This is a genomic window from Castellaniella sp. (assembly GCF_049671645.1).
Classification (GTDB): Bacteria; Pseudomonadota; Gammaproteobacteria; order Burkholderiales; family Burkholderiaceae_B; genus Castellaniella.
Genome location: NZ_JBATVG010000003.1, coordinates 14,076 through 32,760, shown reverse-complemented (window position 1 = coordinate 32,760; position 18,685 = coordinate 14,076). Strand labels below are relative to the sequence as shown.

The following is an 18,685-nucleotide window of genomic DNA, read 5'->3' as shown; positions in this document are numbered from 1 at the left end:
TGGTCCGTCACCCGATCGCCATGAGCTCCACTGACACGCCCTCCGCCTCCAACACCGACACGCTGGCCCGGCTGGCCGACACCCTGGCCACCCGTCGGCCGGATCGCGGCGGCAATCCGGAAACGTCCTATACCGCGAAACTCTTGTCCCGGGGCCCGGACGCCTTCCTGAAGAAGATCGGTGAAGAGGCCACCGAACTGGTGATGGCGGCCAAAGACGGCCGCCCGGACCGCATCGTCGCCGAAACCGCGGATCTCTGGTTCCACTGCCTGGTGGCTCTGACACACTTCAACCTGCGCCCCGAAGACGTACTGGCCGAACTCGCCCGTCGCGAGGGCCTGTCCGGCCTGGAGGAAAAAGCCTCGCGCCCGAAGCACTAGGGGCATACCCTCAGAATCGGCATTCCCTGGCGCGATCAGCACAATGCCAGGAGAATTGTGGCAACATACGAGGTTGAATGGACCGATATCCGGCCCTGTCTTGCAGAACCCCATGAGTCACGATTGCCTGTTTTGTAAAATTGCCCGGCACGAGATCCCTGCCCGCATCGTGCACGAAGACGATGAATTTCTCGCCTTCCATGACATCAACCCGGCCGCTCCGGTGCACCTGCTGTTGATTCCCAAACATCACGTCGCCTCGCTGGCCGATACCGGTCCCCAGGACAGCGTCTGGCTGGCCCGCATGCTGCAGCTGGTGCCCAGGCTGGCCGCCGAAAACGGCTGCAACCCGATGCCCGAAGGCGGCTTCCGGCTGGTCGCCAACACCGGCATCGAAGGCGGCCAGGAAATCGATCACCTGCATTTTCATATTCTGGGCGGAGCACGCCCCTGGTCAAAACGCGCGGCACCCGCCGCCTAAGGAGCTCTCATGGGTAGTTTCAGCATCTGGCACTGGCTGATTGTTCTGGTCATCGTCGCCCTGATTTTCGGCACCAAAAAACTGCGCAATATCGGCGAAGACCTTGGCGGCGCCGTCAAGGGCTTCAAAAAGGGCATGAAAGACGCCCAGGCCGAAGGCGAATCCGAGGCGAAGCCGTCCGTCACCCAGCAAGTCCAGGATTCCAACACCGTGGATGTCCAGGCCCGCGAGAAAACCGACGCCTGACCCCTGCGCACTGAACCGGAACCATAATGTTTGATGTCAGCTTCAGCGAACTGATGCTGATCGGCGTGATCGCGCTGATCGTCATCGGTCCCGAACGCCTGCCCAAGGTCGCCCGCACGGTCGGGCACCTGCTGGGGCGCGCCCAGCGCTACGTGAACGAAGTCAAATCCGATATCCAGAAGGAAATGGATCTCAAGGAAATCGGCGACATCAAGAACCAGATGGAAGACGCGGCCCGATCGGTCCAGACTTCCATGAACTCGTCCGCAGACGAGCTGAAATCCGCCGTCACCCAGCCGACCCAGGCCGTCCAGGACTCCCTGGACGAGGCGCGGAAGGCTCTCGATGTAAAGAAAGATGACTGACGCCTCAGACGCCTCTTCCCAGGACACGTTCATCTCGCACCTGATGGAGCTGCGCAATCGCTTGCTGCGCGCCGTCATCGCCGTGCTGGGTGTCTTCGTGGTGCTGTTCATATACCCCGGGCCGTCGGCCATCTACGACATCCTGGCCCAGCCCATGCTGGCATCCCTGCCCGAAGGCACCCGGATGATCGCCACGGGCGTGATCACGCCCTTCATGGTGCCCATCAAAGTCACTTTGCTGGCGGCGTTCGTGCTGGCCCTGCCGTTCGTGCTGTACCAGGCCTGGGCCTTTGTCGCGCCCGGGCTGTACCGGCATGAACAGCGCCTGGCGCTGCCGCTGATCATTTCCAGCAGTTTCCTGTTTCTGCTGGGTATGGCGTTCTGCTATTTCGTGGTGTTTCACACCGTCTTTCGCTTCATCGCCCACTTCGCGCCGCACTCGATCACCCCCGCGCCTGACATCGAGGCCTACGTCAATTTCGTGATGACCATGTTCCTCGCTTTCGGCGTGACATTCGAAGTCCCGGTGGCGGTCGTTCTGCTGGTGAAGACCGGTATCGTCACGGTCAAGAAACTGCGCGAAATCCGCGGCTACGTCGTCGTCTGCGCCTTTGTGCTGGCCGCCGTCGTGACCCCGCCAGACGTCCTCAGCCAGATCCTGCTGGCCGCCCCGCTGTGCCTGCTGTACGAAATCGGCATCCTGGCGGGAGCCGCGCTGGAAAAGCGCAAGCCGGCCGACGAAGACCCGGCGGACCAGGCCTCGGCCGTGGTCGCGCAGGACGACGCCGCGCAGAAGGAATAGCCCCCACCGCGCCAGCCGTGGCGGGCCGCCATGCGGGCCCCGGAGGCCCCTACGGAATGATTTACTGTGCCGCGAGCACCCGTTCCTGAACCTGCAGGAACGCGTCCGCCTTCTTGAATCCCACGACCCGGGCATCCGTCAGCAGCGCGCCGCCGCGATCAAAGAACAGGATGCCGGGCGGCCCGAACAGATCGAACCGCGCCAGCAGCGCCCTGTCATCGGCCGTCATCCGCGTGACGTCCGCCTGCAATAAGGTCATCTGCCCCATGCGAGCGGCCACACGAGGATCGCTGAAGGTGAATTTTTCCATTTCCAGGCACGACACGCACCAGTCGGCATAGAAATCCAGCATCACAGGACGGTCTGCCGCCGCCAGCCGGGCGTCCAGGTCCGCCAGCGATGCGACGGGAGTGAAGCGGGCGCGAATGGCCTCGGGACTGGATGCGACAACGCCCCCGGCCGTCGACCCCGTCGCAAACGGCGCCAGCGGTTTCAGCATGTCCTGCCCGCCCGCCAACAGACCGGCGCCCTGCGCCAGCCCCCACAAGACGAGCATCAACGCCAGCGCCCGGGCCAGCGAACGCAAGGGCCCTCCGGCAAGCGTCCCGCTTTGCCCTGCGGAACGGGAGCCGCCGGCCATCCCCCACAGCATCAGTGCAGCCCAGAACGCCAGCAGGATCCAGCCCGTCACGGAAACAGCCCCGGCCAGCAGCGGCCGCGCCATCCACCAGGCCGTCGCCAGCAACAACAGGCCAAAGGCGGCCTTCAGCGGCATCATCCAGGCCCCGGCGCGCGGCAACAGGGCTCCCGCCCCTGCGCCGACCGCCAGCAGCAGCAGGCCTTCGCCCCAGGCCATGGCAAACAGCGCCGTACCGCCGACCACGACGTCACCCGTCTGGGAAATGAACAGCAGCACTCCCGCCAGAGGGGCTGCCACACAAGGCCCCACGATCAGGGCCGACAGCATGCCCATCAGGAACACGCCGCCTGCCTGTCCGCCAGGCAGGCGCTGCATCCAGCCCTGCAGCCGCGACTGAAAGCCCACCGGCGCCTGCAAGGTAAACACATCCAGCATGGCCAGCGCAAAAATCCCCAGCAAGACGGCAAAGGAACCGAGGACCCAAGGCGACTGCAGCCAGGCCGCCAGGCCGGCGCCCACCAGGCCGGCCAGCACGCCCAAAGCGGTATAGACGATGGACATCCCCAGCACATAGATGGCGGCCATGCCCAGCCCCCGGCCACGGCTGACCGCCTGCTGATCCTTGCCCGCAATGATGGCCAGAAGGATCGGCACCATGGGCAGCACGCAGGGGGTCAGGGACAACAGGACGCCGAACAGCAGGCTCAGACCCAGAATCTGCCACAAAGGCGCCTGATGCAACCAGGCTGCCATGCCCACGTCGCCCAGATCGAGCCAGGAGGCGTCCGATCCCGCGGCAGTGGAGGAACCGGAACCGGCCGAGGGTGTCGCCAGCAAGGGCAAGGCCGAACCTTGAGCGGCCGGCCGGGCGCCCGGCAGAGGGCCGGATGAGGCGACCTCATCCTGCGGCGCGGGAACCTGGCTGCGCGCCAGCGGCCCTTGCGCCTGATAACCGTCTCCCTGGGCCGCGAGCGTGAACTGCCGGGTCATGGGCGGATAGCACAAGCCTTCATCCGCGCAACCCTGGCCCGTCACCGTCACTTGCAGGGGGGCCGCCGCACCGCCCTGCAAAGGCGCGCGCAAGGTCACCCCTCCGTGGAAGACCTCCATATCCTGATCGAAGGTCGGGTCATACTTCACCTGGCCCTTGGGCAGTTGCAGCGCCTGCGTCCAGGCCGGCTGCCGGGTTTCCTCTCCGGGCGGCGTCAACGCCGAGCGCCGGTACATCAACAACCGGCCCTGGGCGTCTTCGATCCGCACCTCGAAGCGTTCCTGGTACATGTAATAGCCCGGCGCAATGGCGTAATGCACATCCAGCGTCAGTGGATCGGGCGTGGCCACCGTGGTGACAAAGGCCTTTTCGGGATCCAGGAAATCATCTGCGGCCCAGGCCTTGCCGATCACACCGACCGCCATCAGACCCATCAACAGCAGGGACAGGAACTTCTTCATAAAACCATCTCTTTCAGGACCAGCCTGGCGGATTCGGGCCGGCGGGACATCAGGCCGGCGAGGACGCGGGGGGAACGGCGACACTGCGGGCGACCCAGTCCAGATACGCGACGCTGCCGGCCGCAGCCCCCAGGACCAGGAATTCCGGGATCTCGTAGGGATGCAGCTCGCATAGCCTCCGGTGGAGGGCCGGCAATGCCGCCGCCGTGGTCTTGAAGCTGAGCGGGATCTCCTCGCAGCCTTCCAGATGCCCCTGCCACAGATACATCGAGGTCATCGCGCCACCGACCTGGGCGCAAGCCACCAGAGCCTCTTCGACCAGCACGTGGGCGATCCGCTTGGCCAGCAGCACGTCAGGCGCCGTCGACAGCACCACGACAGTGTCCGCCGGGACGCCCTCCTGACGCCGTAGCCCACCGGAGGGAGCTGCCGCCGGGGGGACCGTCGTGGACACATCCGCAGTCCCGGATTGATGTTCGCGAACCGACATGGTAAATCCCGATGGACAAAACCCTTTGATTTTACATGCAAAGCAGCACCCACGCCGCGCGCGCCAGCGCCCGCCTGCTGCCCGTCTCTCACGGCGGACCGACAACGAAAAGGCCCGAAGCGCTGGCTTCGGGCCTTGGGGATGACGCAGTGGGCGGAACGGACTCCGCCCCGCCAGCCACCTTATTCGGCGGCGGCTTCTGCTTCGGGGCGATCCACCAGTTCCATGTAGGCCATGGGGGCGTTGTCGCCCTGGCGGAAGCCCATCTTCAGCACACGGGTGTAGCCGCCGTTGCGGGCGGCAAAGCGCGGGCCGATATCGTTGAAGAGCTTGGTGACGGCATCGCGGTCACGCAGACGGGCGAAGGCCAGGCGGCGGTTGGCCAGCGTGGGGTTCTTGCCCAGGGTAATCAGGGGTTCCACCACACGGCGCAATTCCTTGGCCTTGGGCAGCGTGGTCTTGATGCCTTCGTGAGTCAGCAGGGACACAGCCATGTTGCGAAACATGGCCAGGCGATGGCTGCTGGTACGGTTCAGTTTGCGGAGGCCGCTACGATGACGCATGATGATTTCCTTGTTTGAATCTAAAACCCGGATCTTCTATCGCACTAGGCGCGGCCCGGGTGGGTTGACAGCGCTCGTCCGAATCTCGGACAGGCGCAGGATTTTAGCACGGCCCGGAGAGATCTCCCCGGGCCATGCCGGTTCGCTTAGGGGCGCTCCAGCCCGACGGGGGGCCAGTTTTCCAGCTTCATGCCCAGGGTCAGGCCGCGTGCGGCCAGGACTTCCTTGATCTCGTTGAGCGATTTGCGGCCCAGGTTCGGGGTCTTCAGCAACTCGTTTTCGGTGCGCTGGATCAGATCGCCGATGTAGTAGATGTTTTCGGCCTTCAGGCAATTGGCCGAACGCACCGTCAATTCCAGATCGTCCACCGGGCGCAGCAGCACCGGATCGATCGGGGCCGACTGGCCGCCCACCGGCAGGCTGGTGGTCAGCTGGCCAGCGTCCTTGTCCGCCAGGGACACGAACACCGACACCTGGTCCATCAGGATGCGAGCCGATTGGCGCACGGCCTCTTCGGGGCTGATGACGCCGTTGGTCAGCACGTCCAGCACCAGCTTGTCCAGGTCGGTGCGCTGTTCCACGCGGGCGTTTTCCACCGCGTAGCTGACGCGGCGAACCGGGCTGAAGGACGCATCCAGCACGATCTGGCCGATCGTGGCCGAGCGGTCGTCGGCCAGAGCCCGGACATTGCCCGGCACATAGCCGCGGCCCTGTTCGACCTTGATCTGCATTTCGATGCGGCCATTGTCGGTCAGCGTGGCGATCAGGTGATCGGGGTTGATGATTTCCACATCATGCGGCAGATCGATGTCGCGAGCGCGGACTTCGCCCGGGCCCTGCTTGTTCAGTTGCAGCGTGACTTCTTCGCGATTGTGCAGCTTGAACACCACGCCCTTCAGGTTCAGCAGGATGTCCACGACGTCTTCGCGCACGCCGGCGATCGTGGAATATTCATGCACGACCCCGCTGATCTGGACTTCGGTCGGCGCATAGCCGGTCATCGACGACAGCAGGATACGGCGCAGGGCGTTGCCCAGCGTATGGCCATACCCACGCTCGAAGGGCTCCATGACGACCTTGGCGTGATTGGCGCCCAGCGACTCCACGGTAATGGTGCGGGGCTTGAGAAAACCTTGTGCGGACATATGTGTTCCTTTTCAATACCCTCGGCTCGTTACACCGATAAGGCTGACGGACATGAAGGACCGGCGGCGAAGCCGGAACAAGACCACAGCCCACCCCCGGCGGATGCCTGGGTGTGGGCTGGATGGCAGCTCCCGGGTAAAGTCCGGGAACCACGCGGTGGCGCGAAGCCACCCGAGGCGATCAGCGGGAATACAATTCCACGACCATGGATTCGTTGACGTCGTGAGCGACATCAGCGCGATCCGGGGCCTGCTTGAAAACGCCCGACAGCTTGCCGGCATCGACTTCCACCCACTGGGGCAGGCCGTTGCCGGTCGCCAGGTCCAGGGATTCCTTGATGCGGATCTGGCTCTTGGCCTTTTCGCGAATCGTGATCACGTCGCCGGCCTTGACCAGCATCGAGGCGATGTCGGCGGTATGGCCGTTCAGTTCGATGGCGCGGTGATTCACCAACTGGCGCGCTTCGGCACGCGTCGAGCCAAAGCCCATGCGGTAGACCACGTTGTCCAGGCGCGATTCCAGCAGCTGGATCAGGGTTTCGCCGGTATTGCCGCGACGGCGCTCGGCTTCCTCGAAGTAGCGGCGGAACTGCTTTTCCAGCACGCCGTACATGCGCTTGAGCTTCTGCTTTTCACGCAGCTGCAGACCGAAGTCGGAGGTGCGGGAACCCGAAGTGCGGCCATGCTGGCCGGGCTTGGATTCGAGCTTGCACTTGGAGTCCAGCGAGCGGCGAGCGCTCTTCAGGAACAGGTCGGTGCCTTCGCGGCGCGAAAGCTTGCATTTAGGTCCGGTATAACGAGCCAAGATGTTCCCCTTAGATACGACGACGCTTGGGCGGGCGGCAGCCGTTATGCGGCACCGGCGTGATGTCGGAAATGCTGGAGATCTTGATCCCCAAGGCATTCAACGCACGCACCGAGGATTCGCGGCCGGGGCCGGGGCCCTTGATGCGAACTTCCAGGGTCTTGATGCCGTATTCCTGGGCCACGCGGCCGGCGGACTCGGCAGCGACCTGGGCGGCAAACGGGGTCGATTTGCGCGAACCCTTGAACCCTGCGCCACCGGACGTCGCCCACGACAGGGCATTACCCTGGCGGTCGGTGATGGTGATGATGGTGTTGTTGAAAGACGCGTGAACGTGAGCAATCCCGTCCGACACGTTTTTCTTGACTTTCTTGCGGACGCGCGCGGCGCCGGCTTGTGCTTTGGCCATGTTGATTCCTATTTATTTCTTCAGGGACGCTGCTGCGCGACGCGGGCCCTTGCGGGTACGCGCGTTCGTGCGAGTACGCTGACCGCGCACCGGCAGGCCACGTTTGTGGCGCATGCCACGGTACGTGCCCAGGTCGATCAGACGCTTGATCGACAGTTGCACTTCACGACGCAGGTCGCCTTCAACGGTGAAGGAATGAACCTGTTCGCGGATCTTTTCCAGCTCAGCGTCGCTCAGATCCTTGATCTTCTTGGAATATTCGATGCCGGTCGCTTCGCAGATCTTGCGAGCGCGCGAACGGCCGATGCCGAAGATCGCGGTCAAGCCGATCTCGGCGTGTTGGTGCGGCGGAATATTGATGCCAGCAATACGGGCCATGACTGTTCCTCGTGAAATCCGTGATGCCCGGCCTTAGCCTTGGCGTTGCTTATGACGCGGGTCGGTGCAGATGACTCGCACCACGCCGTGACGTTTGATGATTTTGCAGTTGCGGCAGATCCGCTTTACCGATGCCATTACCTTCATGGGATTCTCCTGGTTTTTGACCGGCCGCCTATTTGGAGCGGAAAACTATCCTGGCGCGCGACAGGTCATAGGGCGTGAGCTCCACTGTGACCTTGTCACCCGGAAGGATCCGGATATAGTGCATACGCATCTTGCCTGAAATGTGGCCCAGCACCATGTGGCCATTTTCCAGCTTGACACGAAACGTTGCGTTGGGAAGGTTTTCCACGACCTCCCCTTGCATCTGAATGACGTCGTCCTTGGACATGATTTTTAGCGCATCGGAAGACCCGCGCCCTTGAAGTTCGCCTTCCGGAGCAACGAATCATACTGTTGGGACATCATGTAGGCTTGCGCCTGGGCCATGAAATCCATGGCGACGACGACAATAATCAGTAGCGAAGTGCCACCAAAATAGAACGGCACATTCCAGCGCATCTGCATCAGTTCAGGCAACAGGCAGACCAGCGTGACATAGACCGCGCCTGACAGCGTCAAGCGCATCAGGATCTTGTCGATGTAACGGGCCGTCTGGTCGCCGGGACGGATTCCGGGGACAAAAGCGCCACTTTTCTTCAGGTTATCCGCTGTCTCACGGCTATTGAACACCAGCGCCGTATAAAAGAAACAGAAGAAGATGATCAAGCCGGAATACAGCGTCACGTACAGCGGTTGGCGCGGCGACAAGGCAGCCGCCAGATCGCCCAGCCAGCGCATGTTCGGGTTGCTGGAAAACCAGCTGGTCACGGTCGCCGGCAACAGGATGATGGACGATGCGAAGATCGGCGGAATCACCCCGGACATATTCAGCTTCAGCGGCAGGTGCGAGGACTGGCCGCCATAGAGCTTGTTGCCCACCTGGCGCTTGGCGTAGTTCACGGTGATGCGGCGCTGGCCGCGTTCCACGTAAACCACGAAATACGTAACGGCGACCACCAGGGCCAGGATGAACAGCACCGACAGCACCGACATCGAATCCGTACGGACCAGATCCAGCATGCCGCCCAGCGCGCCGGGCAAGCCCGCCACGATCCCGGCGAAAATCAGCAGTGAAATACCATTGCCCAGACCTCGCTCGGTGATCTGCTCACCCAGCCACATCAGGAACATGGAGCCCGTCACCAGCGTCACGATGGTCGTGAAGCGGAACAACAGCCCCGGATCGATGACCAGGCCCGGTTGCGATTCCAAGGCGACGGAAATCCCCACCGCCTGGAAAAGAGCCAGGAACACGGTGCCGTAGCGCGTGTACTGGGTGATCTTGCGTTGCCCGGACTGGCCTTCTTTCTTGATGGCTTCCAGGGCCGGCACGACCACGGCCAGCAGCTGCATGATGATGGCTGCCGAAATGTACGGCATGATCCCCAATGCCAGCACGGAGAACCGTTCCAGCGCCCCGCCGGAGAACATGTTGAACAGCCCCAGGATACCGCCCTGGTTCTGCTGGAACAGGTCCGCCAGCGCATCGGGATTGATGCCCGGCACGGGGACGTGCGTCCCCATGCGATAGACGATCAGGGCCAGCACGAGGAACAGGATGCGGCGCTTGAGGTCGCCGTATCCTGCGCTGGGCTTATGTGCCTGAGCTTTCGCCACTGCTGCCCCTTACGCCAGCGAACCGCCGGCGGCTTCGATCGCGGCGCGGGCGCCGGCCGTTGCATTGATGCCCTGCAGGGCAACCTTGCGGGTGATCTCACCGGTCTTGATGACCTTGACGTAGCGCACCAGATCGCCGACCAGGCCGGCGGCCTTCAGCACCTGCACGTCGATTTCGTCGACGGGCAGCGCCTGCAGGTCGGACAGACGGATTTCAGCCGACAGGTGACGACCCAGCGGAGTGAAACCGCGCTTGGGCAGGCGACGCTGCAGCGGCATCTGACCGCCTTCGAAACCGACCTTGTGGAAGCCACCGGCACGGGACTTCTGGCCCTTGTGGCCGCGACCGGCCGTCTTGCCCAGGCCGGAGCCGATGCCACGGCCCACGCGGCGGCGCGGACGCTTGGCGCCTTCGGCCGGCGCGATCGTATTCAGTTGAGTAACAGACATCTGAATTCCTTTGTTCAGGCTTCCGAGACCGTGACCAGATAATCCACCTTGCGGATCATCCCACGCACCTCGGGAGTATCGATCAGGACGCGGCTGCTGTTGATCTTGCCCAGACCCAGACCGCGCACCGTGGCGCGGTGGGACTTATGAGTGCCGATCACGGAGCGCACGAGCGTGACTTTGATTTGCTTCTGTGCCATGTCTTACCCCAGGATTTCTTCGACGGATTTGCCGCGCTTGGCCGCAATTTCCGCCGGGGTGGAGCAGGCGCGCAGACCATTCAGCGTGGCGCGCACCATGTTGTAGGGGTTGCTGGAGCCGAGGCTTTTCGCCACGACGTTACGCACACCCATGACTTCGAAGATCGCGCGCATCGGGCCGCCGGCGATCACGCCGGTACCTTCAGCGGCCGGCGAGATCAGGACGGTGGAGGCGCCGTGCTTGCCGACCACGGTGTGGTGCAGCGTGCCGTTCTTCAGAGCGACCTTGAGCAGACCGCGACGGGCCTGTTCCATGGCCTTTTGAACCGCCACCGGCACTTCGCGGGCCTTGCCCTTGCCCATGCCGATACGGCCATCGCCATCACCGACCACGGTCAGTGCCGCGAAGCTCATGGTGCGACCACCTTTGACGACCTTGCTGACGCGATTGACCGCGATCATCTTTTCGCGCATGCCGTCGTCGCGTTCCTGCTCGGCGGCGTGCTTGCCTTGTGCTTTAGCCATGTGATTCCCTTAGAACTTCAAGCCGGCTTCACGCGCGGCTTCGGCCAGCGCCTTGACGCGGCCATGGTAACGGAAGCCCGAACGGTCGAAAGCGACGAGTTCGATGCCGGCAGCCTTGGCCTTTTCGGCCACGCGCTTGCCGACCAGGCTGGCAGCGGCAGCATTGCCGCCGTTGGCCTTCTGGCTGGCGAGTTCCTTGCGGACTTCGGGCTCGAGCGTGGAAGCGCTGACGAGCACATGATCGCCTTCCGGCGAAATGATGTTGGCGTAGATGTGCAGATTCGTGCGATGCACCGACAGACGGTGCACGCGCAGTTCGTGAATCTTGCGGCGGGTGGCCGCGGCACGACGCAAACGGGAGAGTTTCTTGTCCATGATTCGTCCTTGCCTGCGTGCTTATTTCTTCTTGGTTTCTTTCAGGATCACGCGTTCGTCCGCATACCGCACGCCCTTGCCCTTATAGGGTTCGGGTTCGCGATAAGCGCGGATTTCAGCAGCCACCTGACCGACGACCTGCTTGTCGGAGCCCTTGACCACGACTTCAGTCTGGGACGGGCACTCGATCTTGATCCCGTTGGGGATGTCATGCAGCACATCGTGCGAGAAACCCAGCTGCAGCTTCAGCGCGTTGCCCTGGACCTGGGCGCGGAAACCCACGCCAACCAGATTCAGGCGACGCTCGAAGCCTTGGCTGACCCCGGTGACCATGTTGTTGACCAGCGCACGCATGGTGCCGGACATTGCATTGGCCTGACGGGAATCGTTGGCGACGGCAAACGTCAGATGGCCGTCTTCCTGGGCGATGCGGACGTTGCCGTCCAGCGCCTGGGTCAGGGTGCCCAAGGGGCCCTTGACGACAATCTGACCTGCGCTGATCGTGGCTTCGACGCCTTTCGGCAGCGCAACGGGATACTTGGCGATACGTGACATAATGTAATACCCCCTTATGCCACGTAGCAGAGCACTTCGCCGCCCACGCCGGTGGCACGGGCCTTGCGGTCCGTCATGACGCCACGCGGAGTGGAGACGATCGCCACGCCCAGGCCGTTCATGACCTGAGGAATGGTGACGCTGCTCTTGTAGATACGCAGGCCGGGACGCGAGACGCGATCGATGCGCTCGATCACCGGACGGCCGGCATAATATTTCAACGTGATTTCCAGCTGCGGCTTGGCCTGTTCGCCCGCCACGCGGAAATCTTCAATGTAGCCTTCATCCTTGAGCACAGCTGCGATGGCAGCCTTCAGCTTCGAGGAGGGCATGGAAACCGACGTCTTGTTGACCATTTGCGCATTACGCACGCGGGTCAGCATATCGGCGATGGGATCGCTCATGCTCATGTGTGATTCTCCTACCAGCTGGCCTTGGTCATGCCCGGCACTTCGCCGCGCATGGCCATTTCACGCAGTTTGTGACGCGTCAGCCCGAACTTGCTGAACACGCCGCGGGAACGGCCCGTCACCACGCAGCGGTTGCGCTGGCGAGTGGGGCTGGCGTTGCGCGGCAGCTGTTGCAGGGCCAGGCGAGCCTGATAGCGTTCTTCGTCGGATTTGGACTGATCGGCGATGATCGCCTTCAGTGCGGTGCGCTTCGCTGCGAATTTTTCAGCCAGCTTGGCGCGCTTGATGTCGCGATTGATGAGGGAAAGTTTTGCCACGTCAGCCCCTTAGTTGCGGAAGGGGAAGCTGAATGCGCTCAAGAGCGCCTTGGCTTCCTCGTCGGTCTTTGCGGTGGTGGTGATGCTGATGTTCATCCCGCGCACGGCATCGATCTTGTCGTATTCGATTTCCGGGAAGATGATCTGTTCCTTCACACCGATGTTGTAGTTGCCGCGGCCATCGAAGGCACGGCCCGACACGCCGCGGAAGTCACGCACACGCGGCAGGGCGACGGAGATCAGACGATCCAGGAATTCGTACATACGCTGACCACGCAGCGTGACCATGCAGCCGATCGGATAGTCTTCACGGATCTTGAAGCCTGCGATGGCTTTGCGGGTCTTCGTGACGACGGGCTTCTGACCGGAGATCTTGGTCATGTCGCCCACGGCGTTTTCAATGATCTTTTTGTCGGAAACCGCTTCGGACACACCCATGTTCAGGGTGATCTTGGTGATGCGCGGCACCTGCATGATCGACTGATAGCCGAATTTCGCCTTCAGGTCGCCAGCGACCTTGGTGCGGTAGAAATCTTGTAAACGAGCCATTTGATGCGCCCCTTATGCCTTCGCGCCAACGACAGCGCCGTTGGAACGGAAAATGCGGACCTTGGCCCCGTCCACGACCTTGACGCCGACGCGGTCGCCCTTGCCGGTCTCGGGGTTGTAGATCGCCACATTGGAAATATGGATGGGCAGTGTCTTGTCGACGATGCCGCCGGGCGTACCCGCCATGGGATTGCCCTTGGCGTGCTTCTTGACGACGTTGATGCCTTCGACCAGCACGTGGTCGTCGTCGACGCGAGCCACCACGGTGCCGCGGCGGCTGCGATCGCGGCCTGCCAGCACAATGACTTCGTCGCCTTTACGAATGTTTTGCATGATCTGCTCCTTACAGCACTTCGGGCGCCAGGGACACGATCTTCATGAACTTCTCGGTGCGCAGTTCACGTGTGACCGGTCCGAAGATGCGCGTGCCGATGGGTTCGAGTTTCGCATTGAGCAACACGGCCGCATTGCCGCCGAAGCGGATCAGGGAACCGTCTTTGCGGCGCACGCCCTTGGCGGTACGCACCACCACGGCGTTGTAGATTTCGCCTTTTTTCACGCGCCCGCGAGGTGCTGCTTCCTTGACGGACACCTTGATGACGTCGCCAATGGCGGCATAGCGGCGCTTCGAGCCGCCCAACACCTTGATGCACATGACGGAACGCGCACCTGTGTTGTCGGCCACGTCCAGCGTGGTCTGCATTTGGATCATGATTTTTCCTGTTCCAACTTAACAACGATGCCCAGAGCATTCACCCTAAGACAACGCAGCCAGTTTTGGTCCCGTCAAGCCGGCACAGCTAGCTGCGCGCGGGCTCTGGGTTGAAATTCCTGTTTGCGCAAAGCAATTTTGCGCATAAACGAGATTACCAACTCGGCCATGGCCTGGCGACACACTAAAAACCCCGGTGCAATGCCCGTCTGTTTTCATATGACACGCCTGGCAGGTAGGCCAAGACAGCAATTATAGACATAAGCGGGCTGGAAAGACAAGTACTTTTTAGCCCATGATGGCTTGGCGCATCACCGCGCCCGCGGCAAGGCCCCATATTCGACCACCATCCGGCGGGTGGCCTCGTCATCGGCATCGTCCACGTAGACCCTCATGCCCATGCCGATGGCCGTTTCCGTGACCGCCACCATCATCTGCACCCCGCCGGGGCTGGACAGCAGTTCGCGAACAAAGGCGCCGCCCAGCTTGACGTAGCCGAAATCGACCTCATGGATCCTGCGCAGAGCATCGGGCTGCTGATCCAGCCCGCGCAAGCCCACCGAAACCCCTGTATCGATCAGCCCCCCGGCAAAGGCCTTGAAGGCATCCAGATGACGACTCAGGCCATAGGCGTCGAGCTCCACCACCACCCGCCGCAACAGGTCGGGATCCGCATAGGCGCAGATGCGCCGGACCTCGTCCAGGTACTGGGTGTCCAGAATGGAGGACATGGACATGCGCACGACGAGAATGCCGGGGTGCTCGCCCAGCCAGCCCAGCGCCAGGGCCAGCGCCCTCATGTCGCAATCGGAAGACAGCCCCAGCCGCGCCGCGGCCGGCATGAACAGATACCCCGACAAGGGCGGCTGATCGCCGTCGTCTTCCTGCAGACGGAGAGACGCCTCGTAGCGATCCGTGATGTCATCGCCCTCATATTGAACCGGGCGCACGTCCAGGGAAAGGCGGTCGTGGTCCAGGGCCTGGGAGATCAGCGTGCGCCAGGACGCCTCGCCCATGCGCAGCTCGCCGGTTTCACGATCGGCATGCGACAGAAATTCGACTTCCGCGTGTCCCGCGCTTTCCGCGCACATCAGCGCCAGATCCAGGCGCGTCAGGACTTCTTTCGGCGTGCACTGGGCTGTGTAGTCCGTCAGGGCGAAGGCCCATCGCGACAGGTTCTGACTGTCGAGCTTCACTCTCAGCGTCTCGAACAGTTCATGCAGCCGCTGGATGGGACGCATGACCTCCGGGCCGCCCCCCACCGGGAACAGAATCGCGAAGTCCGCGCCATTCAGGCGGGCCGGCAGCGCATGCGCCTGTGGATAGTCCGCCAGGACCTCGATCAGACGCCCGCCCAGCAGACGCAGCCAATCATCGATTTCCTGGCGGTCGCTTTGATTCTGCAGCCGGGCCATATCGCGCTGGCGCACCAAGAGGACATAGCCGCTGACCGCGCCCTGGCGCGAATCGTCGCGCAGCACGCGCTTGAGTTCATTCAGGAAATAAGCGCGGTTGGCCAGGCCTGTGACCGGATCCCGATTGAGTTCGATTTCCAATTGCTCGATGCGCGCCATCTGCTCGTCCATGGTGGGCGACACCCGCTCACGGACCTCATCCAGCAGTTCGGCATTTTCGACGGGTCCAGTCTGCTTGACCTTGATTTCAGGCGCTTCCGGCGTCGGCGCATCCAGCACGGCACGCCGCAGCCGCGACAGCAGCGCCGCCAGGAACAGAGCCCAGAAGGCCGCGATCCCCAAGGCCAGCCACAGCCACTGAAGCACGTGCGCCCACAGCGCATCGCGAGCCGGCGCGGGATCCAGGACCAGGCTCAGCTGTCCCGCCTCGCCCATCTGGCGCTGCGCACGGTGAGGCTGGATATCGCCCCAGGCGCCAAACCAGTCGGGGGCATTCGCCGCCGCGGACGACACGCGGCGCGCTTGAAACACCATGGCCCCGTCAGGGGCCTGCAAGGAAAGGTCCGCAAACCGCCCCTGCTGAAAAGCGGCATCCAGGACGCGCACGCGCGCCGCCTGATCAGGTTGAGCGCTGACCAGCAACGCCAGGGTGGCAGCGGCATTCTCGCTATCGCTTTGCAGCTGACCATCCAATTGCCGGTCCATCAGCCGGGTGCCCACCGCCAGCATGCCGATCAAGATACAGGCGATCACCAGCGTTGAAATCACCAACAGCTGTCGCACGGATGCCATCATGCGTCCTTTATCACTATGTCACGAATCCTGAAAGTGTATCCTTTGCGCTGCAAAACCCCAAGAAGCGCACAGCTCGCCCTGACGCATCGACGGTCATCTAAGGGGTAACACGGATACCGTTCCCGGGCGGCTTGTGTATAGTTTTAAAACAAACGTTTGAACTACACATGACCATTTCCCGTTCGACTCTCACCCGCGATGCCATTCTCGATGCTGCCGAACATCTGTTCGCCGAGCAAGGGCACGACAAGACCTCCATGCGCCAGATCACCAAGGCAGCAGAGGTCAACCTGTCGGCAGTCAATTACCACTTCGGCTCGAAAGACGCCCTGATCGAGGCCGTCTTCCAGCGCCGACTGGATGCGCTGAATGGCGAGCGCCTGCGCATTCTGGATACGCTGGAAGCCCAGGCCGGCGGCCAACCGCTGAAACCTTCAGCCATCGTCGAGGCCTATTTCGGCCCGCTGGTGCGCCACGCCTGCAGCGCAGGCGCCGAGCGCCGCGCCTTCATGCCGCTGCAAAGCTGCAATCTGTCGGACCCCAACGGCGCGATCAACGCCCTGTTCGAGGCCGAACGATCGGTGGTGGCCCATCGTTTCACGCGCGCCCTGCTGACCTCGCTGCCGGGGGTGCCCGAAGCCGAAATCGTCTGGCGTTTCCACTTCATGCTGGGCGCCACGGCCTACGCCATCATGGGGGCCGACAGCTCCAGCCAGGTGATGAATCTGCACGGCGACACCGGTCTGGACGCCGACGTGCTGCTCAGTCGCCTGATGGCCTTTCTGCTGGGTGGCCTGCGGGCGCCGCTGCCTACCCAGACGTCACTCCAGCCGGGCCTCCATGCCGGACTGGACCATTCGCCAACCGGCCGCGCCACGGGGGCAACGGCCGGACGCGATCCGTCTTCACCAATTTAGGGGGCTTCCATGAAACCAGATGTTGGATGACCCCTAGCTGATGCCGGCCTGATTCCGGTTATCCCCTGAGGTATCCATTACGCAGCGCAGCGCGCGGCGCGGGTATCTGCACGTCAAAAAAGTGTCCTGTATGCAGTGCCCGCCGGCACGGCACGGGGTTCTGCACGCCCAAATTCTCACCGGGCTCGCTTAACCATCCATCTGTGGAGTAGACATCATGAAGTTGCATCATTCAATCAAGACCCTGTCGGCCCTGATCATCGGCCTGGGCAGCATCGGCGCCGCCCACGCGGCCGGCTTCCAGCTGCAGGAACAGAACGCCAGCGGCATCGGCAACGCCTACGCGGGTTCGGCCGCCATCGGCGAAAACGCCAGCGCCAACTATTTCAACCCGGCCAGCATCACCCTGCTGCCGGGCATGAACGTCAGCGCCGGCGTAGTCGGGATCAAGCCGAATTTCGAGTTTTCGGACGGCGGCAGCACGGGTCCGACCTCTTTCGGCGGTAACCCGCTGGGACCGTTCGGAGGCCGGGCGACCGGCGGCGGCGACGGCGGCAATGCCGGCTCCTGGGGCGTGGTCCCCAACGCGCACTTCACCTGGGAAGTGAACCCGCGCTGGTGGCTGGGCCTGAGCGTGGGCGCGCCCTTCGGGCTGATGACCGACTACGAGAAGGGCTGGGCCGGCCGCTACCACTCGGAAAAATTCTCCATCGAAAGCGTCAACATCAACCCGTCCATCGCCTTCAAGGCCACCGACACGCTGTCCGTCGGCGTGGGCCTGAACTGGATGCAGCTGGACGCGGACTATCGCAAGGCGCAGTACGCAGTCCTCAACCTTGGGCCCGGCGGCATCCACGCCGGCGACCTGGAGGCCCGCGTCAAGGCCAAGGGCGACGCCTGGGGCTGGAACGCCGGCCTGCTGTGGCAAGCCACGCCGGAAACGCGCTTCGGCCTGTCCTACCGCTCCAAGGTCAAGATCGACGCGGACGGCACCACCAAGGTCAGCAACCGATCGCTCAGCGCCACCGGCGCCGGCGTCCTCACCGGCATGGGTGTCATCGGCGCCCACGACGCTGACGCCTCCATCGAGTTGCCCGACTCCGCGATCTTCAGCGTGGTCCACCAACTGAACGATCGCTGGACCCTGCTGGGCGACGTGGCCTGGACGGGCTGGAGCAGCATCCCGGAACTGAAGATCCAGAACAGCGGCATCCCGGATGCCAAACTGGACCTTCGCTTCAAGGATGCCTGGCGCGTGTCCCTGGGCGCGAACTACCGCTACAGCGAAGCCTGGACCTTCAAGGGCGGCGTGGCCTGGGACCAGTCGCCGGTGCGTGACGACGCCTACCGCCCGTCCGCGCTGCCGGACAATGACCGCTACTGGGTGTCGCTGGGGGCGCAGTACAACTTCAGCAAGAACACCAGCATCGATGTCGGCTACGCGCACCTGTTCGTGAAGAACACTTCAGTCAACAACGCCTCCAACACCCAGGACGCAGGCGTGCTGAAGGGCGATTACAAGAGCAGCGCGGACATCGTCGGTGTGCAGTTCTCGCACCGTTTCTGATCGAAGATCTCGTGCCTCCG

At 63.0% G+C, this 18,685-nt stretch carries 28 protein-coding genes; 7 read left to right on the top strand and 21 right to left on the bottom strand.

Annotation, left to right across the window (positions count from 1 at the left end; translation table 11 throughout):
- The first annotated feature begins 20 nt into the window (after nucleotides 1-20).
- The 5 genes from WBG56_RS00795 to tatC all read left to right on the top strand — a co-directional run bounded on the left by WBG56_RS00795 (nucleotide 21) and on the right by tatC (nucleotide 2,274).
- Nucleotides 21-380, top strand: a complete 360-nt coding sequence (locus tag WBG56_RS00795) for a phosphoribosyl-ATP diphosphatase (protein WP_424264653.1) — start codon at nucleotides 21-23, stop codon at nucleotides 378-380.
- Nucleotides 381-492: 112 nt separating this feature from the next.
- Entirely contained in the window at nucleotides 493-861 is a 369-nt protein-coding gene (locus WBG56_RS00790) for a histidine triad nucleotide-binding protein (protein ID WP_424264652.1), read from the top strand.
- Nucleotides 862-870: 9 nt separating this feature from the next.
- Complete coding sequence (gene tatA / locus WBG56_RS00785; RefSeq protein ID WP_424264651.1) at nucleotides 871-1,107, top strand: Sec-independent protein translocase subunit TatA; 237 nt, start codon at nucleotides 871-873, stop codon at nucleotides 1,105-1,107.
- 26 nt (nucleotides 1,108-1,133) lie between these two features.
- The gene (gene tatB, locus WBG56_RS00780; RefSeq protein ID WP_424264650.1) at nucleotides 1,134-1,472 is read left to right on the top strand and encodes a Sec-independent protein translocase protein TatB; all 339 of its coding nucleotides are present in this window, start codon (nucleotides 1,134-1,136) and stop codon (nucleotides 1,470-1,472) included.
- Complete coding sequence (gene tatC / locus WBG56_RS00775) at nucleotides 1,465-2,274, top strand: twin-arginine translocase subunit TatC (protein WP_424264649.1); 810 nt, start codon at nucleotides 1,465-1,467, stop codon at nucleotides 2,272-2,274. Before tatB ends, tatC begins: the two co-directional genes overlap by 8 nt.
- Before the next feature lie 61 nt (nucleotides 2,275-2,335).
- On the opposite strand, the gene dsbD is transcribed toward tatC, so the two are convergent.
- The 21 genes from dsbD to WBG56_RS00670 all read right to left on the bottom strand — a co-directional run bounded on the left by dsbD (nucleotide 2,336) and on the right by WBG56_RS00670 (nucleotide 16,169).
- Nucleotides 2,336-4,366, bottom strand: coding sequence for a protein-disulfide reductase DsbD (dsbD, locus tag WBG56_RS00770; RefSeq protein WP_424264648.1), 2,031 nt, complete (start codon nucleotides 4,364-4,366; stop codon nucleotides 2,336-2,338).
- Between the two features lie 49 nt (nucleotides 4,367-4,415).
- A complete protein-coding gene (cutA, locus tag WBG56_RS00765; protein WP_424264647.1) occupies nucleotides 4,416-4,742 on the bottom strand; it encodes a divalent-cation tolerance protein CutA in 327 nt (108 codons plus the stop codon).
- A gap of 296 nt (nucleotides 4,743-5,038) precedes the next feature.
- Nucleotides 5,039-5,419 carry a 50S ribosomal protein L17 gene (gene rplQ / locus WBG56_RS00760; protein ID WP_424264646.1) on the bottom strand — a complete coding sequence of 127 codons (381 nt, stop codon included), beginning with the start codon at nucleotides 5,417-5,419 and terminating at the stop codon, nucleotides 5,039-5,041.
- Between the two features lie 146 nt (nucleotides 5,420-5,565).
- A complete protein-coding gene (locus WBG56_RS00755; protein ID WP_424264645.1) occupies nucleotides 5,566-6,564 on the bottom strand; it encodes a DNA-directed RNA polymerase subunit alpha in 999 nt (332 codons plus the stop codon).
- A 181-nt stretch (nucleotides 6,565-6,745) separates the two neighbouring features.
- Nucleotides 6,746-7,369: a 30S ribosomal protein S4 gene (rpsD, locus tag WBG56_RS00750; RefSeq protein WP_424264644.1), complete on the bottom strand. Its 624-nt coding sequence runs from the start codon at nucleotides 7,367-7,369 to the stop codon at nucleotides 6,746-6,748.
- 10 nt (nucleotides 7,370-7,379) lie between these two features.
- The gene (gene rpsK, locus WBG56_RS00745; RefSeq protein ID WP_345796322.1) at nucleotides 7,380-7,778 is read right to left on the bottom strand and encodes a 30S ribosomal protein S11; all 399 of its coding nucleotides are present in this window, start codon (nucleotides 7,776-7,778) and stop codon (nucleotides 7,380-7,382) included.
- Nucleotides 7,779-7,790: 12 nt separating this feature from the next.
- A complete protein-coding gene (gene rpsM, locus WBG56_RS00740) occupies nucleotides 7,791-8,156 on the bottom strand; it encodes a 30S ribosomal protein S13 (RefSeq protein WP_298014661.1) in 366 nt (121 codons plus the stop codon).
- A gap of 33 nt (nucleotides 8,157-8,189) precedes the next feature.
- Nucleotides 8,190-8,303, bottom strand: a complete 114-nt coding sequence (gene rpmJ / locus WBG56_RS00735) for a 50S ribosomal protein L36 (RefSeq protein ID WP_003805360.1) — start codon at nucleotides 8,301-8,303, stop codon at nucleotides 8,190-8,192.
- 28 nt (nucleotides 8,304-8,331) lie between these two features.
- Nucleotides 8,332-8,550: a translation initiation factor IF-1 gene (gene infA, locus WBG56_RS00730; RefSeq protein WP_298014710.1), complete on the bottom strand. Its 219-nt coding sequence runs from the start codon at nucleotides 8,548-8,550 to the stop codon at nucleotides 8,332-8,334.
- Nucleotides 8,551-8,555: 5 nt separating this feature from the next.
- Complete coding sequence (gene secY, locus WBG56_RS00725; RefSeq protein WP_424264643.1) at nucleotides 8,556-9,878, bottom strand: preprotein translocase subunit SecY; 1,323 nt, start codon at nucleotides 9,876-9,878, stop codon at nucleotides 8,556-8,558.
- Nucleotides 9,879-9,887: 9 nt separating this feature from the next.
- On the bottom strand, nucleotides 9,888-10,328 hold the full coding sequence (gene rplO, locus WBG56_RS00720) for a 50S ribosomal protein L15 (protein ID WP_424264642.1): 441 nt from the start codon (nucleotides 10,326-10,328) through the stop codon (nucleotides 9,888-9,890).
- 14 nt (nucleotides 10,329-10,342) lie between these two features.
- Nucleotides 10,343-10,528: a 50S ribosomal protein L30 gene (rpmD, locus tag WBG56_RS00715; RefSeq protein ID WP_424264641.1), complete on the bottom strand. Its 186-nt coding sequence runs from the start codon at nucleotides 10,526-10,528 to the stop codon at nucleotides 10,343-10,345.
- 3 nt (nucleotides 10,529-10,531) lie between these two features.
- Nucleotides 10,532-11,053 carry a 30S ribosomal protein S5 gene (gene rpsE / locus WBG56_RS00710; protein WP_424264640.1) on the bottom strand — a complete coding sequence of 174 codons (522 nt, stop codon included), beginning with the start codon at nucleotides 11,051-11,053 and terminating at the stop codon, nucleotides 10,532-10,534.
- Nucleotides 11,054-11,062: 9 nt separating this feature from the next.
- On the bottom strand, nucleotides 11,063-11,428 hold the full coding sequence (gene rplR / locus WBG56_RS00705) for a 50S ribosomal protein L18 (RefSeq protein ID WP_424264639.1): 366 nt from the start codon (nucleotides 11,426-11,428) through the stop codon (nucleotides 11,063-11,065).
- A 21-nt stretch (nucleotides 11,429-11,449) separates the two neighbouring features.
- The gene (gene rplF / locus WBG56_RS00700) at nucleotides 11,450-11,983 is read right to left on the bottom strand and encodes a 50S ribosomal protein L6 (protein WP_424264638.1); all 534 of its coding nucleotides are present in this window, start codon (nucleotides 11,981-11,983) and stop codon (nucleotides 11,450-11,452) included.
- 14 nt (nucleotides 11,984-11,997) lie between these two features.
- On the bottom strand, nucleotides 11,998-12,393 hold the full coding sequence (gene rpsH / locus WBG56_RS00695) for a 30S ribosomal protein S8 (RefSeq protein WP_350382616.1): 396 nt from the start codon (nucleotides 12,391-12,393) through the stop codon (nucleotides 11,998-12,000).
- An 11-nt stretch (nucleotides 12,394-12,404) separates the two neighbouring features.
- Nucleotides 12,405-12,710, bottom strand: a complete 306-nt coding sequence (gene rpsN / locus WBG56_RS00690) for a 30S ribosomal protein S14 (RefSeq protein ID WP_424264637.1) — start codon at nucleotides 12,708-12,710, stop codon at nucleotides 12,405-12,407.
- Between the two features lie 9 nt (nucleotides 12,711-12,719).
- Nucleotides 12,720-13,259 (bottom strand): 50S ribosomal protein L5, encoded by a 540-nt coding sequence (gene rplE / locus WBG56_RS00685; RefSeq protein WP_424264636.1) that lies wholly within the window; start codon nucleotides 13,257-13,259, stop codon nucleotides 12,720-12,722.
- 12 nt (nucleotides 13,260-13,271) lie between these two features.
- A complete protein-coding gene (gene rplX / locus WBG56_RS00680) occupies nucleotides 13,272-13,592 on the bottom strand; it encodes a 50S ribosomal protein L24 (protein ID WP_424264635.1) in 321 nt (106 codons plus the stop codon).
- A 10-nt stretch (nucleotides 13,593-13,602) separates the two neighbouring features.
- Nucleotides 13,603-13,971 carry a 50S ribosomal protein L14 gene (gene rplN, locus WBG56_RS00675; RefSeq protein ID WP_043678954.1) on the bottom strand — a complete coding sequence of 123 codons (369 nt, stop codon included), beginning with the start codon at nucleotides 13,969-13,971 and terminating at the stop codon, nucleotides 13,603-13,605.
- Between the two features lie 311 nt (nucleotides 13,972-14,282).
- Nucleotides 14,283-16,169: an EAL domain-containing protein gene (locus tag WBG56_RS00670; protein WP_424264634.1), complete on the bottom strand. Its 1,887-nt coding sequence runs from the start codon at nucleotides 16,167-16,169 to the stop codon at nucleotides 14,283-14,285.
- Between the two features lie 179 nt (nucleotides 16,170-16,348).
- Between WBG56_RS00670 and WBG56_RS00665 the strand changes: the two genes are divergently transcribed.
- Both WBG56_RS00665 and WBG56_RS00660 read left to right on the top strand, forming a co-directional pair.
- Entirely contained in the window at nucleotides 16,349-17,098 is a 750-nt protein-coding gene (locus WBG56_RS00665) for a TetR/AcrR family transcriptional regulator (RefSeq protein WP_424264633.1), read from the top strand.
- Nucleotides 17,099-17,315: 217 nt separating this feature from the next.
- Nucleotides 17,316-18,665: an OmpP1/FadL family transporter gene (locus WBG56_RS00660; RefSeq protein WP_424264632.1), complete on the top strand. Its 1,350-nt coding sequence runs from the start codon at nucleotides 17,316-17,318 to the stop codon at nucleotides 18,663-18,665.
- The last annotated feature ends 20 nt before the right edge of the window (nucleotides 18,666-18,685 follow it).

What these genes read in the sequence shown, in the direction of transcription:
- WBG56_RS00795 (WP_424264653.1), top strand. Translation starts at nt 21, where the DNA reads ATGAGCTCCACTGACACGCCCTCCGCCTCCAACACCGACACGCTGGCC.
- WBG56_RS00790 (WP_424264652.1), top strand. Translation starts at nt 493, where the DNA reads ATGAGTCACGATTGCCTGTTTTGTAAAATTGCCCGGCACGAGATCCCT.
- tatA (WP_424264651.1), top strand. Translation starts at nt 871, where the DNA reads ATGGGTAGTTTCAGCATCTGGCACTGGCTGATTGTTCTGGTCATCGTC.
- tatB (WP_424264650.1), top strand. Translation starts at nt 1,134, where the DNA reads ATGTTTGATGTCAGCTTCAGCGAACTGATGCTGATCGGCGTGATCGCG.
- tatC (WP_424264649.1), top strand. Translation starts at nt 1,465, where the DNA reads ATGACTGACGCCTCAGACGCCTCTTCCCAGGACACGTTCATCTCGCAC.
- dsbD (WP_424264648.1), bottom strand. Translation starts at nt 4,366, where the DNA reads ATGAAGAAGTTCCTGTCCCTGCTGTTGATGGGTCTGATGGCGGTCGGT.
- rplQ (WP_424264646.1), bottom strand. Translation starts at nt 5,419, where the DNA reads ATGCGTCATCGTAGCGGCCTCCGCAAACTGAACCGTACCAGCAGCCAT.
- WBG56_RS00755 (WP_424264645.1), bottom strand. Translation starts at nt 6,564, where the DNA reads ATGTCCGCACAAGGTTTTCTCAAGCCCCGCACCATTACCGTGGAGTCG.
- rpsK (WP_345796322.1), bottom strand. Translation starts at nt 7,778, where the DNA reads ATGGCCAAAGCACAAGCCGGCGCCGCGCGCGTCCGCAAGAAAGTCAAG.
- rpsM (WP_298014661.1), bottom strand. Translation starts at nt 8,156, where the DNA reads ATGGCCCGTATTGCTGGCATCAATATTCCGCCGCACCAACACGCCGAG.
- rpmJ (WP_003805360.1), bottom strand. Translation starts at nt 8,303, where the DNA reads ATGAAGGTAATGGCATCGGTAAAGCGGATCTGCCGCAACTGCAAAATC.
- infA (WP_298014710.1), bottom strand. Translation starts at nt 8,550, where the DNA reads ATGTCCAAGGACGACGTCATTCAGATGCAAGGGGAGGTCGTGGAAAAC.
- rplO (WP_424264642.1), bottom strand. Translation starts at nt 10,328, where the DNA reads ATGTCTGTTACTCAACTGAATACGATCGCGCCGGCCGAAGGCGCCAAG.
- rpmD (WP_424264641.1), bottom strand. Translation starts at nt 10,528, where the DNA reads ATGGCACAGAAGCAAATCAAAGTCACGCTCGTGCGCTCCGTGATCGGC.
- rpsE (WP_424264640.1), bottom strand. Translation starts at nt 11,053, where the DNA reads ATGGCTAAAGCACAAGGCAAGCACGCCGCCGAGCAGGAACGCGACGAC.
- rplR (WP_424264639.1), bottom strand. Translation starts at nt 11,428, where the DNA reads ATGGACAAGAAACTCTCCCGTTTGCGTCGTGCCGCGGCCACCCGCCGC.
- rplF (WP_424264638.1), bottom strand. Translation starts at nt 11,983, where the DNA reads ATGTCACGTATCGCCAAGTATCCCGTTGCGCTGCCGAAAGGCGTCGAA.
- rpsH (WP_350382616.1), bottom strand. Translation starts at nt 12,393, where the DNA reads ATGAGCATGAGCGATCCCATCGCCGATATGCTGACCCGCGTGCGTAAT.
- rplE (WP_424264636.1), bottom strand. Translation starts at nt 13,259, where the DNA reads ATGGCTCGTTTACAAGATTTCTACCGCACCAAGGTCGCTGGCGACCTG.
- rplX (WP_424264635.1), bottom strand. Translation starts at nt 13,592, where the DNA reads ATGCAAAACATTCGTAAAGGCGACGAAGTCATTGTGCTGGCAGGCCGC.
- rplN (WP_043678954.1), bottom strand. Translation starts at nt 13,971, where the DNA reads ATGATCCAAATGCAGACCACGCTGGACGTGGCCGACAACACAGGTGCG.
- WBG56_RS00665 (WP_424264633.1), top strand. Translation starts at nt 16,349, where the DNA reads ATGACCATTTCCCGTTCGACTCTCACCCGCGATGCCATTCTCGATGCT.
- WBG56_RS00660 (WP_424264632.1), top strand. Translation starts at nt 17,316, where the DNA reads ATGAAGTTGCATCATTCAATCAAGACCCTGTCGGCCCTGATCATCGGC.